This window comes from Bacillus cereus, assembly GCF_002561295.1.
Taxonomy (GTDB): Bacteria; Bacillota; Bacilli; order Bacillales; family Bacillaceae_G; genus Bacillus_A; species Bacillus_A cereus_S.
In genome coordinates, this window is sequence record NZ_NTUG01000020.1 from 109,361 (window position 1) to 124,182 (window position 14,822).

Genomic DNA, 14,822 nt, shown 5'->3' on the forward strand with positions numbered 1-14,822 from the left:
GTTTGTAAAACAATTATATGAAGAAAAGAGGATGCGCTATGAAGAGAAGAAAAAAAGGGAAGCTTCTTATAGGAACGTTAGCTGTAGGCATGCTATTGTCACAGGGTATTCCGTATAACGTATTGGCAGAAAGTCCGGTTAAATTGAATCCAGTTGATAATGTAGAGAAAGTCTTGACGAACCTGTCGGCAGATCAAAGAAAGGCTTTAGAGCAATTAGATATAAATCCTAACTTTACAATTTCTCCTGATATTGATTCTAATAGTCCTGAATTAGTCAAAGTTATCGTGGAATTCAATCAGGCACCAGCGAAAATTGAAGTGATGAAACAAGCGGCGAAAGGAAAGAAAATATCTTCTTCTGCTGCCAGCGCAAAAGTGGATGAGGAACATAAAGTGTTCAAACAACACGTCGAATCTTTGAAATCGAAAAAAGATGCCGGCACGTACGATACGCAAAAAGTAAAAATCACGCACGAATATAAAAATGCGATCAACGGCGTAGCCATGACTTTACCTGGTGTGGCAGTGCAAGATTTACTACAATCTGGAGTCGTAAAACGTGTCTATAAAGATTATGAGGTAAAAGTGGAACCTCCGGTAGAAAAACAAAAAGAAATCCAGCCAAAAATGGCGGACAGCATCCCGCAAATTGGTGTGGACAAGCTTCATGCAGAAAACATTATGGGTAAAGGAATTAAAGTCGGCGTTCTTGATACAGGTGTTGACTATAACCATCCTGACTTAAAAGATGCTTATAAAGGTGGATATGATTTTGTAGATAACGATGCAGATCCGATGGAAACAACGTACGAAGATTGGATAAAAGCTGGTAAGCCAGAAGAGCCCGGCTATGTGTATTACACAAATCATGGTACACATGTGGCAGGAACGATTGCAGCTCAAAAGAAAAACAATGCGGATTATGCTGTGAAAGGTGTGGCACCTGAAGTAGATTTATATGCTTACAGAGTGTTGGGACCTTGGGGCGGAGGATATACAGAAGGAATCCTTGCTGGAATCGATAAAGCGATTGAAGATGGTATGGACGTCATCAATATGTCGCTAGGTGCGCAGACTAATGATCCGTTATATGCTACTTCTGTCGCAACAAATAACGCTATGCTTTCAGGGGTGGTGACAGTTGTTGCCGCGGGTAACGCTGGACCAAACGAAAAAACTCTCGGTTCCCCAGGAACGGCAGCTCTTGGTATTTCAGTAGGGGCAAGTGATGCTTCCATGTCTATCCCTACATTCAGCGGGAGTGCATCCAATGAAAAATTTGAAAATATGCAGCTATTAGGCAAAGATTTTCCTGATAAGTTAGAAGGTTTACAAGGACAATCCTTCCCAATTGTATTTGCGGGACTTGGGAAAGAAGCTGATTTTGCGGGGAAAGATTTGGGCGGAAAAATTGCATTAATTCAGCGCGGGGAACTTACGTTTGATGAAAAAATCAAAAATGCAAAAAAAGCCGGAGCGAAAGCTGTTATCGTGTATAACAATGTCGACGGACAAATACCTGCCTACTTAGGTGAGGGTGTGGGATATATTCCATCCTTCCGCCTGTCAAAAGCAGATGGTGAACGATTAAAGGCGCTAGGCGAAGCATCTTTCCAATTTGAAACGCTGAGCAATACAAAAACGGAAGGCGATCACTTAGCTGATTTCAGCTCACGTGGACCGGTAAACGGAAATTATGATATTAAGCCGGATGTAGTTGCTCCTGGTGTGTCAGTTTTCTCTACTGCACCGGAATACATCAATGATCCGCAGGATGGCGTAAATTACAGCAATGCCTACGTACGTTTGTCTGGTACGTCGATGGCGAGTCCTCACGTGGCAGGAGCAGCAGCATTGATTTTGCAGGAGCATCCAGAATACACTCCTTTCGATGTAAAAGCAGCTCTTATGAATACATCGGATGATTTGAACGGGGACTATTCCGTATACGAAGCGGGTGCAGGGCGCATCGATGCGTATCAAGCTGTTCACACAGACACATCTATTAAAGTATTAGACAAAACAGAAAATGTAGAGAACGGAAATGTTGTCGAAATTGATGAACAAACGGGCTCTATCGTATTTGGCAGACATTATAAGCAAGGTGATAAACCAATTGAAGTGAGCAAAAAAGTGGGTGTTCAAAACCATAGTAAGGAAGAAAAATCCTTTAAAGTGGAAGTAGAGTATCACGGCGAACGTACAGGTATTCAAGATGCAGTGAAGAATGGTGTACAAGTTGAGGTACCTGCATCTCTTACAGTAGCAAGCGGACAATCACAGGAGATGCAGCCGAAAATTACGATTCCTGCTAGCGCAGCGGCAGGCAGATATGAAGGATATATTCATGTAACGAATGCGAACAATCCGGCCGAAACGTATCAAATTCCGTTCGCTGTCATGGTGACGGAAAAGGGATTTGCCTATGTGAAAACGCATCGACCATCAGTGACAAATAATACACCTTTCTGGCAGTACTTGGATCCATTCATCTGGGGATTCTTGAAGTTGAACAGTCCAATGAAAACAATCGATATAGTTGTTAAGGATAGCAAATCGGGGAAAGCCGTAGGATTGACAGGAACGATAGATGGCAGCAATCTGATAACAGATAGAGAGTATCTTGGCACAATGTTCAATAGCTATGTCTATCCATTTACAAATAATCCTGCCAAGCCAATCGGAGACGTCCCTGTGAAACTTCCAGAAGGAGACTATACAATTGAAATGATCGGGCATGATAAGGAAGGAAAATCATATGTGGTAGGCAACCCGATGATCGTAGATAATACAGCACCTGAAGTGAGCATCGATAAAAAACCGGGTGTAATCGAGGTCAATGACTCCATGTTTACAGTAGAGGATGGACAAAAAGCGGTATGGCTGCATGGAACAGCGAAAGATTCCACAGTAGATGTATTGCAATCAAAAGGCTTAAACTATGATCAATCATCCAACAAAATGGCTTACTATGCAAACTCTGGATTCATAACTGGATTCTTCCCGATACAAGCAAACGGAGATGTGAAATTCGGTATTGAGGAAAGCGATATTGCAACAAAACCTTTAAATTTGAAGTTGGCTACGTTTGATATGGCAACAGCAGTTGGTAGACAAAACTATATCTTCATGAAAGAAGGTACAGAGTATACGACTTCTAGTTACGATAAGGAAGACGTAAAAGTCGGTGATACTGTAACAATGACACTAAGCCTGAATAATGTAAAGCAGCTTGTATCTGGAGAATTCCAGGTCGAGTTCATGAAAGAGCTGTTCAAGTTTGAGAATGTAAAACTGAACAATGCGGCAAACGAGTACGCGAAGGAAAATGGCTTGGAGATATCGCTGCAAGAGCCTGTGGTTACGGAAGGAGATTACTTTAGTACGGTGAAAGTTGGTGCATCTATGACAGGGAATGCATTCAGCGGTATGGACGGGGATCTGCCTTTCCTTGATGTCACGTTCAAAGCAGTACATGATGAATGGTATTTTGGCGATATCTTTATGGATGTAAAGAAGGCATCTTATATGAAAGCCGGACAAACAGCAGCTACTGCCATTCCTTTTTACAACACGGAAAATTTAAACATTATTACGAAGCATTCGAGTGTGACAGGCTATATTGGACCGGAAGCCTTTTTGACAGAAGGTGGTTATTTGAAACCAGGAGATTATACAAAAATCGGTGCAAAAGTATATGCGCTGTCTCCAAGCGGTAAAAAATATAAGGGAACCATGAATGAAAGAGGAGAGTACCGTATCGACGGTATCCCGGTTTCTGATGAAGTATTCACAGTTGTTGCCGAGGTTCCAGGGCATCTAAAAGCAATGAAGAAGTTTATTCCTGGATATTCTGTGAATGGTGAACAGCGTGGACAAAATTTTAGATTTGCCTCCTTGAAAGGTCTTGCAGGGGACGTGAATGGTGATAGATTGATTGATATTCGCGATATGCAAAGCGTAGTCGATGTATACGGTAAGAAAGATGCATCTATCTTGCCGCAAGACATCAATCAAGATGGTGTCGTAGACGAGACAGATGTCCGGTTCGTTGAGAAAAACTTCTTACAAAAAGAAGTTGGTGTTCCAGAGGCGGTTAAGCCGAAGGAAAAAATCGGTAAAAAAGGCTTGGCAGATTTCTTACGTCAGATCGGTCTAGAACCGAAGAAATAAAAATAGGGTGATCTAGGAGTGGCTGTTGATAAAAGAGGGGAAAATTTCATCTTCTGCAAATATTGATAGTCGCTCTTGAATAAAACGAAAAGTTCTTTATTAAGAACTCTATCTTAGAGGTAAATCTAACAGATCTCAATATTTGATTTGGTTTTATCTCATATAAACTTATTAGCTTTTAAATATTATAAAAATAGGGGGATTATTAAAATGAGTCTTAAGAAAAAACTTGGTATGGGTGTTGCATCTGCAGTTCTTGGTTTATCTTTAATTGGAGGCGGAACGTTTGCGTACTTCAGTGATAAAGAAGTATCAGAAAATACGTTTGCAGCTGGCACGTTAGATTTGAGCATGGATCCACAAGTTATCATCGATGTTGACAAAATCAAACCAGGCGATCAAATAGAACGCGAATTCCATTTGATCAACAACGGTACTTTAAAAATTAAGGACGTCCATCTTCTTACAGATTACACTGTAACAGATGCAAAAGGTGATAATGGAAATGCTGATTTCGGTGATCATGTTAAAGTGGAGTTTTTATGGAACATAGACAAAAACACAGTTCCTGTATGGGAAACTACTTTGTCTGAATTGAAACAAGCGACTGTTGATGGGAGCTTTCCTGATCTTGTACAAAAAGGTATCGTAAACTGGGAAGGAAACGGACTTGCTCCAGGCAAGGATGACACTTTCTATGTGAAATTCATATTTGAAGATAATGGAGAAGATCAAAATGTATTCCAAGGAGATACATTGAAATTGAATTGGACGTTTGATGCAGCTCAGACAAAAGGGAAAGAAAGATAATTTATCTATATAACAACTTAAACACTAAATAAAAGCGCAAGATAAAGAGAGGTCATACTACGACGTATGACCTCTTTTCCTATATTTTGTATAATATATAGAAGTTTCACTTGTAAATTGATGATACATAAGCTGAGTTTAAGCTAGCATTTCTGCTTTTCGACTTTGAATCACATCATCATAATGCATGAGTAAATCACTGAAAATTTCATCCCAGCTTTGTGTAGTAGCATAGGTTCTAGTAGCTATGCTCATTTGTTTTCGCATTTCTTCATTATTTAATAATTCATAAATAGATGACAAAAATGAGTCCGTGTTTTTCGGTTCACAAAGAAATCCTGTTTTTTTATCTGAAATAATGTTTTTTACACCACCAGCATTTGCGCCAATTACGGGTGTACCGCATGCAAGCGATTCAAGGACGACATTGCCAAATGTTTCGGTGGCTGATGGAAAGACCATCAGATCGGAGCAGGCATAAGCTTCCGCTAAGTTTTCGTCTTGTAAATATCCTGTAAACGTAACATTTTCTGGTACGGTTTCACGTAATTCCTTAGCAAGAGGACCGTCTCCAGCAATAAGCCAATGAATATCATTTGTTCGTTCTTTCAGTGTTGTTTGAATCAGTGTACGGAGTGTTTCCATATCTTTTTCAGGAGCAAGGCGTCCGACGTAGGAAAGAATGAATGGAGCAGTAATATTATATTTTTTTCGGAATAGGTCTTTATTGTAAGCAGGATGGAAGAGTGAACAATCTACTCCTCTTCCCCAAATATATAAATTTTGAAATCCTTTTTTTGTTAACTGCTGCAATGTTTCAAGAGAAGGGACAAAGTTTTTTTGCATATGGCTATGGAACCACTTTAAATAATTCCATAACATATTGGAGAAAAATTCGATTTTATAATAGTGCAAGTAGGCGTCAAAGTCAGTGTGATAGGAACCGACAAGAGGAATGTTTAATTTTTTCGCGTAATACATACCGCAAAGTCCCATGTTAAAAGGAGTAGCAACATGAATAAGATCAGGCTTAAAGTTAAGCAGTTCCCGCTTAATGCGAGGAGTGGGAAAAGCGAATCGACACTCTGGATATAATATTTTTAGCGGGATACTTCTTAGTTTATTCACGTTGGCTACGAAATCATCTTCTACTGTATGCTGCGGTGCAAATACGGAATAGGCAATATTTTGTTTTTGAAAATAGCAGGTTAAACGATCTAATGTTTTGGCTACGCCGTTTACTTGCGGTGTAAATGTATCAGTAAATATGGCGATTTTCATCTAATCTCCCCTTTACGTGAAAAGTGGAATAAATTGATAAAAAGAGATGATGCCAGAACATGTGCCGAGGCACATACCTACAAATACATCTGATGGATAATGAAGTCCGAGATAAATACGCGAAAGTCCAACGCATAGTGCTAGTGGGAGTAAAACAAATATTAAGTTTGGATCATAGCAAATAAAGGGAACGAAAACAGAGAAAACAGCTGTTGTATGACCGGATGGAAATGAATGATCTTGTAATGGATGTAATGGGAATTTTGCATTTTCTATTGTTAAATAGGGCCGTTTACGTGGGTACCATCTTTTTAATATTTGTACAGGAATATGACTCAGTGCTAATGAAATCGCTGCTGCAATTGCGGCAGTGTGTAAAAGCCCCTTCGAAAAGATAAGAAAACAGACGACAAGCGAGATGGAAAAGATTGCACCACCGATATGTGTAATGGTGCGGAAAAAGATATTTAATGTTTTTTGATCGAAGTAGCGGTTAATTCCTTTGAAAATGTAACATTCTATTTTATATAAGGAGCTGACCTTCATCAAACCTCTCCTCCTCATTTACATATATATTCAGCTGCTATCTTCTATTTTAATAAGATTTTATTGAGGGGATAATAAGGTTTTGTAAAGAAAATGTTAGAGTTTTAACGAAAAAAGCTGCCAGTGTGGTGGCAGCAAGTATATAAATCCAATTTGATTTTTTCACATATAATATTGAGGCTATGAAGAACAGTAAGAGACTTGCACTCATTTTCTCCTTCTGTTTTCACATGGCATGGGGCTAAAAAAGGCACTGACCGCTTCTATGCATGGCCGGATGCTCTTGCCCATCTGAAAAGAATGGTTTAATTTGGATTTATGTAGAATTATTTTTGCAAGGACTTATAGTACTGTCCTTTTTCAACATATTGTGTACGAATACGTTCCATATCTTTTCGATCTTCATCAGTTAGTTCTCGAATAACCTTTGCCGGACGACCGAAAGCGAGTGTATTAGGAGGGATTTTCTTTCCTTGTGAAACTAAGCTACCGGCACCAATGAATGCACCTTCACCAATTTCAGCACCATCTAAAATAATGGACCCCATCCCGATTAAAGCATCTTTTTTTAAAGTACAGCTATGTAAAATCACTTGATGTCCAACTGTAACATCGTCTTCTAAAATAAGCGGATACTGTGGACTTTGGTGAAGCGTACATTGATCTTGTACATTTACTCGATTCCCGATGATTGTTGGAGAAACATCACCGCGAATCACAGTATTAAACCAAATGCTTGATTCTTCACCAATAGTAACATCACCTGTAATCGTAACGTAGTCAGCGATAAAAGCACTACTCGCAATTTTCGGATTTTTATCTTTATAAGGATATATCATGTAAAGCCTTCCTTTCCTAGAAACTAAGTTTAGTGTATCAAATTACAGGAAAGAGCGAAATGGAGGAGTTTCGTATGTGGAATTATGAAGCGGAAGAGGCAAAAGCGGTAATCGTAATTGTGCACGGTGCGATGGAATATCACGGACGTTATGAGGCGCTAGCAGAAATGTGGACTCATTTCGGGTATCATGTTGTTATGGGGGACCTTCCGGCTCATGGAACAACTTCAAGAAATAGAGGACATATTGACTCATTTGATGAATACATAGAAGAAATAAAATTATGGGTGAAAGAAGCAAGGAAATATCGGCTCCCTATTTTTTTATTTGGGCACAGTATGGGCGGACTTATTGTGATTCGAATGATGGAAGAAACGAAGAGAGAAGATATAGACGGAATTATATTAAGCTCACCGTGCCTAGGTGTTTTAGCTGCACCTGCTGCTCCGCTTCGAGCTGTTTCAAAGTTGTTAAATATCTTTACGCCAAAACTTCAATTTTCCACAAACCTTACAGTAGAAATGTCAACGAGGAATAAAGAAATTCGTGATGCAATGGAAAATGATTCGTTGTTCTTGCGTAAGGTATCTGTTCGTTGGTATAGTGAATTGATAAAATCTATCCAAATCGCTCATGACAAAATAGATGAATTTCCGGACGTTCCGCTCTTGCTAATGCAGGCGTGTGAGGATAAACTTGTAGATAAAACACGTGTCCGTAAATGGTTTGATAACTTAAAGGTTAGTGATAAGGCCTACAAAGAATGGCCGAATTGCTACCATGAGCTATTAAACGAATATGAGCGAGATGAAATTTTTAGCTATATCAAAGCATTTACTGAAATACATGTAAATAACATAATAGAAACAAATAAATTATGATTTAGACATTTAATAGAGGAGATGAAGGAAGAAGTGAACGTACCGAGTAATCCCATAACGCTCATGGCGAAAGTATACCGTGATGTGTTTCCGGTAGTACACCATGAGCTAGCGATGTGGAAAGAGCGTGCCTACCATATTCCGAATGATGAACTTCATAATCAGGCAATTGCAAGTATTGAACATAAAACGTTTCATTGTGAAGGCGGAGGGATTTTAGCGCTGCTCGCAAATGAACACCGTGAGGAGTGTATTCGTTTTATTGTGGCGTATCAGACGATTAGTGATTACTTGGATAACTTATGTGATCGGAGTACATCGCTTGATCCGAATGATTTTGCTGCACTACATGAATCAATGTTGACTGCATTAACACCTGAAAGTGAAGGCGCGAATTACTATCGTTACCGTGATGATCAAGATGATGGCGGTTATTTAGATGAGCTTGTTGAAACATGCCAAGATGTGCTAAGAAAAACAAAGCATTATGATAAAATTGCCCCCATTCTTCATGAACTTGCTTGTTATTATTGTGATTTGCAAATTCATAAGCATGTGAAATTAGAAGAGCGAGAACCGCGCTTGCAAACATGGTTTGAGGCTCATAAAGAAAATGTACCACCAATGAGTTGGTTTGAATTTTCCGCATGTGCCGGATCAACACTTGGAATTTTTTGTCTTGTTGCGTATGCGTTTCATGATGAACTACATGATGAAGATATTGCAAAGATTAAGCAAGGTTATTTCCCATATGTACAAGGGCTTCATATTTTACTTGATTATTTCATTGATCAAGAGGAAGATCGCGTCGGTGGGGACTTAAATTTCTGTAGTTATTATGAAAATGAACAAGTCATATTAGAGCGAATAAAGCACTTTGTGGAAGAGGCAGAAAAGAATATCGGTGACTTACCACATGCGAAGTTTCATCGCCTAATTAGCCGCGGGCTCCTTGGAATTTATTTATCTGATCAAAAGGTATCAGAGCAAAAGAATATGCAGCAAATGGCACGGCGCATTGTGAAATACGGAGGCTTCACTTCACGCTTCTTCTATTGGAACGGGAAGATGTATAGAAAGAAAACAGCGCAGTGATGGAAATAGGAAAAGACGTGTATGTGATGCACGTCTTTTTTGATTGATTTTGTTTGGGAAACTTCGTCTATTGTATTTTGACTTTATATTCCAATTTTAGGATAATTGAAATATAGTCATTTCAAAGGGCGGTGGTAGTATGGAAAATATGTTAGAACAAGCAAAAGGGAAGTTATATGAGGATGAAAATATTGTATCGTACATGAAATGTTCTTTAGAAACGTTCCTATATCGGAGTGTCATGCGGCCAGGTGTACTGATTTTGACAAATAAAAGGCTTTTTTTCTGTGGTCCTGATGTCGCTGGAAATACATTATTTGAAGAATTCGCATTTGATCAAATATCTACTATAAAAGTGAAAGAAAGTTTGTTTGGAAAGAAACTTTCCATTTTGCACGGTACGGAGTGGATAAAGATAAAGCATATTCAACATGCAGACCCTAGTATATTTGTTCGAAATTTAGAAGAACAGGTTGCAGTATAAAATATATCCCCACAAGCAGCCATTTGCTTTGGGGATATCATATGAGTCGTCTAACCTATATATGGAATTTATGGTAAAATACATATAAAGGAGTGGTAACAATGAAACATTTTTTAAAAAAACTGTATGAACATATCGAAATTACATTGCTAGTATGTCTTTCTGCGTCATTCCTGCTGGGAATATATATGATGATAAATAGAGCGGGTGGCCCAACTATAATGGATTATATAGCGCAAGCTGTTATAGGGATTATTATTATTGGAGATGTTTTCTTTTTACTCGGTGATAAAAAGAAGAAAATAAGTTAGTTTGGAGGCGAAAGTATGGGGAATATATTTTCAATTCTTTCTATAGTACTGTTGGTATACGTGTCATGGAAATATAGAAAAGAAATGAAAGCAACATATAAAAAATTAACGGTTACACAATTATTAGGGGTTACTCTTTCTTATGTTGTGGCAATTTTCATCGCCTTTCTTTTCATATATTATGGCGGGAATTGGGCCGTAAGCTATATTACATTTGAATGGTTAAGAACAGTAGCTTTCATCATCATTGCGATTACAGCATTATCTTTTTGTTCAAAAGTATTGAACACTGTTGTAAGAAAGATATCTAATGGTGTATTGGGAGTTTGAGAATGAGAAAAGACGTGCGTATGTCGCACGTCTTTTTTGATTGATTTTATAAAAGAGAAGGACAATATTTTATATACAGTTCCGTAAATTGAATAAGCGCTTGATCTCCTTTTTGTAATCGAATGCATAGTCCATTTCAAAAGGCATCTTCATGAAATTCTCCTTATCCTTTTTGAAAGGATAAATATGTGCTTACAACAGCTTGCGCAAGACAAGTGGATGAATCAACTAAGTAATAATTATATGGTGCTGTATTCGATAAGACATTTAAATCTGTGCACGCTACGATAACGGCATCCACTGCTTCAGATAATTCTGTGCAAAGTGTATACCATAATTCGTTTGCTTTATTGATGTTTCCTGTTTTTATGTTAGAAATAATTTGGGTGATAGTCGTTTGCCAGCTATTTTTATGTATATAATCCATATCACGTTTTGCAATCCCATCTTGATATATACCAGATTGAATAGTTGCATCAGTTGCTAAGAGAGCTACTCTTTTTATATGATTTGGTATTTCTTTGAGTGTTTCATCTACCATATTTAAAACAGGAACTGACACTGAATTTTGTAACTGATCAAAATATAGATGGGCGGTATTACATGGCATGGCAATAAAATCGACACCCGTACTTTCAAGTTTTTGGGCACCAGTTATAATTGCTTGTTCCATCGCCTTATGATCAATCGGTCTATCGATATAAAAAGGTGTTGGACAAGAATAAATCATCATATGAGGGAAGTTCATATCATGTTTTGCACCGTATATTTTTTGGCATTGCTCAACGACTGTATCAACGAATGGACCTGTTGATTTCGGCCCCATTCCTGCTAGTATTCCGATCATTGTTCATTCTCCTTTTAAAGAAATTTCAATATCTAAATTTTAAAATTCATGATTTTGATTCTATATTCCTTCTTTAAAAACGTTTTTTTCGAATGAGAAGAAGGTATAGTGCAATTAATGAGTGTCCATATAGTATGGTATATATTGAGACGTAACAATAAAAACAGACGTGCAACATGTGCACGTCTGTTTTATAGCGGATTTTGTCGAATCGCCGATATAATTGGAGTGATGTTCGATATATTTAGCGTTTCTCAATCGCCACGATAAATGGCGGATTGTTTTGTTGATTGATGAATCCGTAACGAAGGACGTGAGCTCGCTTTTGATCGAGTTCTTCAGCAAATTTTAGAACAGCATCGCGTTCTACTTGTCCCTCTGGATGTCCGTGATAAATAACAAGGACGATGATTCCTTCTGGTGCCATAACTTCTAATAATTGTTCGATGGCAGCGATCGTTGAGTTTGGTTTTGTAACGATATGTTTATCACCGCCAGGAAGATAACCTAAGTTGAAAATGGCTCCTGTTACCTTTCCTGTTGCTTCTTCAGGCAAGACATCTAATAACGTATCATGGCTATCATGAACCAGGACAGTTCGTTCCTCTACCCCTTTTTCTTTTAGGCGAACAGTTGAATTTTCAATTGCTTCTTTTTGAATATCAAATCCAAATACTTTCCCATTTTCTCCAACAATCTCTGCTAAAAAGCAAGTATCATGACCATTTCCGAGCGTTGCGTCTACAGCGTAGTCGCCTTCTGTAACAGCCGTTTGCAAAAGCGTGCGTGCAAACGGCAGGACACGTTCTAATTTCATACTGGTTTCACCTCATGTGCATATTTCCCTTGCCAACTTCCGCGGCGGACAAATTCCGCATCGATGGAATTTAATACTTCCCATTTGTTTAAGCTCCACATTGGACCAATCATTAATTCGGGTGGTCCGTCACCTGTGATGCGGTGCACAATCATTTCTGCAGGGATGATTTCAAGTTGGTCAACAACGAGACTTACGTAATCTTCAAGAGAAAGGAATTCTAATTGCCCTTTTTCATATTGCTTCACCATTGGCGTTCCTTTTAATAAATGAAGCAAGTGAATTTTAATGCCTTGTACATCAAGTTTAGCGACTTCACGTGCTGTTTCCATCATCATGTCATAATCTTCAAGAGGAAGACCGTTAATAATATGAGAACATACTCTAATGCCGTGTTTACGAAGTTTGTTTACACCCTCTACATAGGATGGATAGTCATGAGCACGGTTAATAAGGTTTGCTGTGCGTTCATGAACTGTTTGTAATCCAAGTTCCACCCAAAGATACGTGCGTTTATTTAAATCAGCCAAGTATTCAACAACATCGTCAGGTAAGCAATCAGGACGAGTTGCGATGGAAAGGCCAACTACATCTTTTTCTGCTAAAAGTGGTTCGAATTTTTCTTTTAATACTTCTAATGGAGCGTGTGTATTTGTGTAAGCTTGGAAATAAGCGATACACTTTCCACCCTTCCATTTTGTGTGCATTTTTTCTTTCATTTCATGATATTGCGTTATAACATCATCACGGCGATCACCAGCAAAGTCACCAGATCCAGCAGCACTGCAAAACGTACATCCTCCGTATGCAACTGTGCCATCACGGTTTGGACAGTCAAAGCCAGCATCTAATGAAACTTTAAAGATTTTTTCGCCAAATTCTTTTCGTAAGTGATAATTCCACGTATGGTAACGTTTATTGTCATTTGTATATGGAAAAGGGTTTTGAACCTTCATGCCTATATTCCTCCTAAATCTAAGAGCGTACATGTAAAAACAAAATCCATTATAACATACTCATAAGGTCGATATGGAAGGGACACACTAAAGGAGAATTAAAGGCAAGGAGGCTATATAATGGCAGAGCGTCAATCACTTGAAGCATATATTACGCAAGCAGAGCAAGCAATTGAGTATGCAAAAGAGCAATTAGATATCGGGAGTAGACAAGAACATTACAATACAATGGAGTATTCTGATGCACAGTTACAATTAGAACAAGCGTATAACGATTTACAAGTTATGCAAGAGCACGCAAATGATGAACAGCGTGAACAATTAAATCGTGCCCGTATGGCAGTTCGTCAATTGCAGCATCAAATGATTATTACACCGCACTAATAAGGAGTGAATGAAAGTGGCAAAGCGTTCAGATCAAAACAACCCAGAGCAAAAAACACAAAATGGGCACAACGCAGAGTTTTCTAATGAACTCGATCCAATTGTACAAGCGAAGCAGCGTAATCGTAAAAAGGGACAACCGCAAAAATCAAAACAATCTGAGTAAACCAGGTCGCAGTATGACCTGGTTTTATTTGTTGTCTTACAAAAATGTAAGGTAAATGTAATGTTAACCAATAGCAGATATCTTCCGAAAGGCGCAAAATAAGAAAAGGAAAAACAAGTGTAGGAGGATATATATGAACAAACCAGTTGTAGACGTAAAAAACGTCCAAAAAGTGTACGGTAAAAAAGGCGAAAGCCAATCACATGCATTAAAAGGTGTATCATTTTCGATTCAAGAGGGTGAGTTTGTTGGAATTATGGGACCATCTGGTTCTGGTAAAACAACATTACTAAATGTCATTTCAACGTTAGATAAAGCAACGGGCGGCGTTGTTGAAATTGCCGGTGTGGATATTACGAAGATGAAACAAGGCGAGCTTTCTGATTTCCGTTCTCAAAAATTAGGTTTTATTTTCCAAGACTTTAACTTACTTGAAAACCTATCAATTTATGAAAATATTGCGTTGCCACTTTCTCTTCAAGGTGTTCCATCTCGTAAGATTGGTCCAAAAGTAGAAAAGGTAGCGGAAATGTTAGGAATTTTAGCAATCCTTCAAAAATATCCATCTGAAGTATCTGGTGGACAAAAACAACGTTCAGCAGCTGCACGTGCACTTGTGCATGAACCAGCAATTATTTTAGGAGACGAGCCAACAGGAGCGCTTGATTCTAAAAATGCAACAAGCCTTTTAGATGCGATGACAAACTTAAATGAAGAACAAGGTGTATCAATCATGATGGTAACGCACGATCCGTTTAGTGCAAGTTACTGTCAGCGTATTTTATTCATTCAAGACGGCGAGTTATATAAAGAAATTCACCGCGGTGGTACACGTGAAGCATTCTATAAAGAAATTTTAGATGTACTTGCAGACCTAGGTACACAAAAAGCGTAAGAAAG

Annotated in this window: 16 protein-coding genes; 10 read left to right on the forward strand and 6 right to left on the reverse strand. The window is 38.4% G+C overall.

All coding sequences use genetic code 11. From position 1 onward, the window contains the following. The first annotated feature begins 38 nt into the window (after positions 1-38). Both CN373_RS13615 and CN373_RS13620 read left to right on the forward strand, forming a co-directional pair. Positions 39-4,175 (forward strand): S8 family serine peptidase, encoded by a 4,137-nt coding sequence (locus CN373_RS13615; protein ID WP_098359523.1) that lies wholly within the window; start codon positions 39-41, stop codon positions 4,173-4,175. Positions 4,176-4,385: 210 nt separating this feature from the next. Further along, a complete protein-coding gene (locus CN373_RS13620) occupies positions 4,386-4,985 on the forward strand; it encodes a TasA family protein (protein ID WP_098359524.1) in 600 nt (199 codons plus the stop codon). A gap of 138 nt (positions 4,986-5,123) precedes the next feature. On the opposite strand, the gene CN373_RS13625 is transcribed toward CN373_RS13620, so the two are convergent. From CN373_RS13625 to CN373_RS13635, 3 genes are all read right to left on the reverse strand, one after another. Continuing rightward, the gene (locus CN373_RS13625) at positions 5,124-6,266 is read right to left on the reverse strand and encodes a glycosyltransferase family 4 protein (RefSeq protein WP_098359525.1); all 1,143 of its coding nucleotides are present in this window, start codon (positions 6,264-6,266) and stop codon (positions 5,124-5,126) included. Positions 6,267-6,278: 12 nt separating this feature from the next. Continuing rightward, positions 6,279-6,812, reverse strand: coding sequence for a phosphatase PAP2 family protein (locus CN373_RS13630; RefSeq protein ID WP_000868840.1), 534 nt, complete (start codon positions 6,810-6,812; stop codon positions 6,279-6,281). A gap of 326 nt (positions 6,813-7,138) precedes the next feature. Next, positions 7,139-7,651, reverse strand: coding sequence for a gamma carbonic anhydrase (locus CN373_RS13635; RefSeq protein WP_000640183.1), 513 nt, complete (start codon positions 7,649-7,651; stop codon positions 7,139-7,141). Positions 7,652-7,725: 74 nt separating this feature from the next. Between CN373_RS13635 and CN373_RS13640 the strand changes: the two genes are divergently transcribed. The 5 genes from CN373_RS13640 (at position 7,726) to CN373_RS13660 (ending at position 10,752) form a co-directional block, all read left to right on the forward strand. Continuing rightward, positions 7,726-8,532 carry an alpha/beta hydrolase gene (locus CN373_RS13640; protein WP_000267409.1) on the forward strand — a complete coding sequence of 269 codons (807 nt, stop codon included), beginning with the start codon at positions 7,726-7,728 and terminating at the stop codon, positions 8,530-8,532. Between the two features lie 33 nt (positions 8,533-8,565). Then, complete coding sequence (locus tag CN373_RS13645) at positions 8,566-9,627, forward strand: tetraprenyl-beta-curcumene synthase family protein (protein WP_001102451.1); 1,062 nt, start codon at positions 8,566-8,568, stop codon at positions 9,625-9,627. A gap of 139 nt (positions 9,628-9,766) precedes the next feature. Then, the gene (locus tag CN373_RS13650) at positions 9,767-10,111 is read left to right on the forward strand and encodes a PH domain-containing protein (protein WP_098359526.1); all 345 of its coding nucleotides are present in this window, start codon (positions 9,767-9,769) and stop codon (positions 10,109-10,111) included. 101 nt (positions 10,112-10,212) lie between these two features. Next, complete coding sequence (locus CN373_RS13655) at positions 10,213-10,422, forward strand: hypothetical protein (protein ID WP_098359527.1); 210 nt, start codon at positions 10,213-10,215, stop codon at positions 10,420-10,422. Positions 10,423-10,437: 15 nt separating this feature from the next. After that, on the forward strand, positions 10,438-10,752 hold the full coding sequence (locus CN373_RS13660; RefSeq protein WP_098359528.1) for a hypothetical protein: 315 nt from the start codon (positions 10,438-10,440) through the stop codon (positions 10,750-10,752). A gap of 163 nt (positions 10,753-10,915) precedes the next feature. Here CN373_RS13660 and CN373_RS13665 read toward each other — a convergent pair whose 3' ends face one another. The 3 genes from CN373_RS13665 to CN373_RS13675 form a co-directional block, all read right to left on the reverse strand. Then, the gene (locus tag CN373_RS13665) at positions 10,916-11,599 is read right to left on the reverse strand and encodes an aspartate/glutamate racemase family protein (RefSeq protein WP_000579357.1); all 684 of its coding nucleotides are present in this window, start codon (positions 11,597-11,599) and stop codon (positions 10,916-10,918) included. A 244-nt stretch (positions 11,600-11,843) separates the two neighbouring features. Next, a complete protein-coding gene (locus CN373_RS13670; RefSeq protein WP_000764502.1) occupies positions 11,844-12,416 on the reverse strand; it encodes a class I SAM-dependent methyltransferase in 573 nt (190 codons plus the stop codon). After that, on the reverse strand, positions 12,413-13,372 hold the full coding sequence (locus CN373_RS13675) for a TIGR01212 family radical SAM protein (protein ID WP_098359529.1): 960 nt from the start codon (positions 13,370-13,372) through the stop codon (positions 12,413-12,415). The genes CN373_RS13670 and CN373_RS13675 overlap by 4 nt, the downstream gene beginning before the upstream one ends. Positions 13,373-13,492: 120 nt before the next feature. On the opposite strand from CN373_RS13675, the gene CN373_RS13680 reads away from it, so the two are divergent. The 3 genes from CN373_RS13680 (at position 13,493) to CN373_RS13690 (ending at position 14,817) form a co-directional block, all read left to right on the forward strand. Further along, complete coding sequence (locus tag CN373_RS13680) at positions 13,493-13,756, forward strand: YtzC family protein (protein WP_098359530.1); 264 nt, start codon at positions 13,493-13,495, stop codon at positions 13,754-13,756. Positions 13,757-13,772: 16 nt separating this feature from the next. Next, on the forward strand, positions 13,773-13,922 hold the full coding sequence (locus tag CN373_RS13685; RefSeq protein WP_098359531.1) for a glycogen biosynthesis protein GlgD: 150 nt from the start codon (positions 13,773-13,775) through the stop codon (positions 13,920-13,922). 133 nt (positions 13,923-14,055) lie between these two features. After that, positions 14,056-14,817, forward strand: coding sequence for an ABC transporter ATP-binding protein (locus tag CN373_RS13690; protein WP_098359532.1), 762 nt, complete (start codon positions 14,056-14,058; stop codon positions 14,815-14,817). Positions 14,818-14,822: the final 5 nt, after the last annotated feature.

Bases quoted from the DNA above. Each gene is read 5' to 3' on its own strand.
- CN373_RS13615 (WP_098359523.1), top strand. From the start codon at position 39: ATGAAGAGAAGAAAAAAAGGGAAGCTTCTTATAGGAACGTTAGCTGTA.
- CN373_RS13620 (WP_098359524.1), top strand. From the start codon at position 4,386: ATGAGTCTTAAGAAAAAACTTGGTATGGGTGTTGCATCTGCAGTTCTT.
- CN373_RS13625 (WP_098359525.1), bottom strand. From the start codon at position 6,266: ATGAAAATCGCCATATTTACTGATACATTTACACCGCAAGTAAACGGC.
- CN373_RS13630 (WP_000868840.1), bottom strand. From the start codon at position 6,812: ATGAAGGTCAGCTCCTTATATAAAATAGAATGTTACATTTTCAAAGGA.
- CN373_RS13635 (WP_000640183.1), bottom strand. From the start codon at position 7,651: ATGATATATCCTTATAAAGATAAAAATCCGAAAATTGCGAGTAGTGCT.
- CN373_RS13640 (WP_000267409.1), top strand. From the start codon at position 7,726: ATGTGGAATTATGAAGCGGAAGAGGCAAAAGCGGTAATCGTAATTGTG.
- CN373_RS13650 (WP_098359526.1), top strand. From the start codon at position 9,767: ATGGAAAATATGTTAGAACAAGCAAAAGGGAAGTTATATGAGGATGAA.
- CN373_RS13655 (WP_098359527.1), top strand. From the start codon at position 10,213: ATGAAACATTTTTTAAAAAAACTGTATGAACATATCGAAATTACATTG.
- CN373_RS13660 (WP_098359528.1), top strand. From the start codon at position 10,438: ATGGGGAATATATTTTCAATTCTTTCTATAGTACTGTTGGTATACGTG.
- CN373_RS13665 (WP_000579357.1), bottom strand. From the start codon at position 11,599: ATGATCGGAATACTAGCAGGAATGGGGCCGAAATCAACAGGTCCATTC.
- CN373_RS13670 (WP_000764502.1), bottom strand. From the start codon at position 12,416: ATGAAATTAGAACGTGTCCTGCCGTTTGCACGCACGCTTTTGCAAACG.
- CN373_RS13675 (WP_098359529.1), bottom strand. From the start codon at position 13,372: ATGAAGGTTCAAAACCCTTTTCCATATACAAATGACAATAAACGTTAC.
- CN373_RS13680 (WP_098359530.1), top strand. From the start codon at position 13,493: ATGGCAGAGCGTCAATCACTTGAAGCATATATTACGCAAGCAGAGCAA.
- CN373_RS13690 (WP_098359532.1), top strand. From the start codon at position 14,056: ATGAACAAACCAGTTGTAGACGTAAAAAACGTCCAAAAAGTGTACGGT.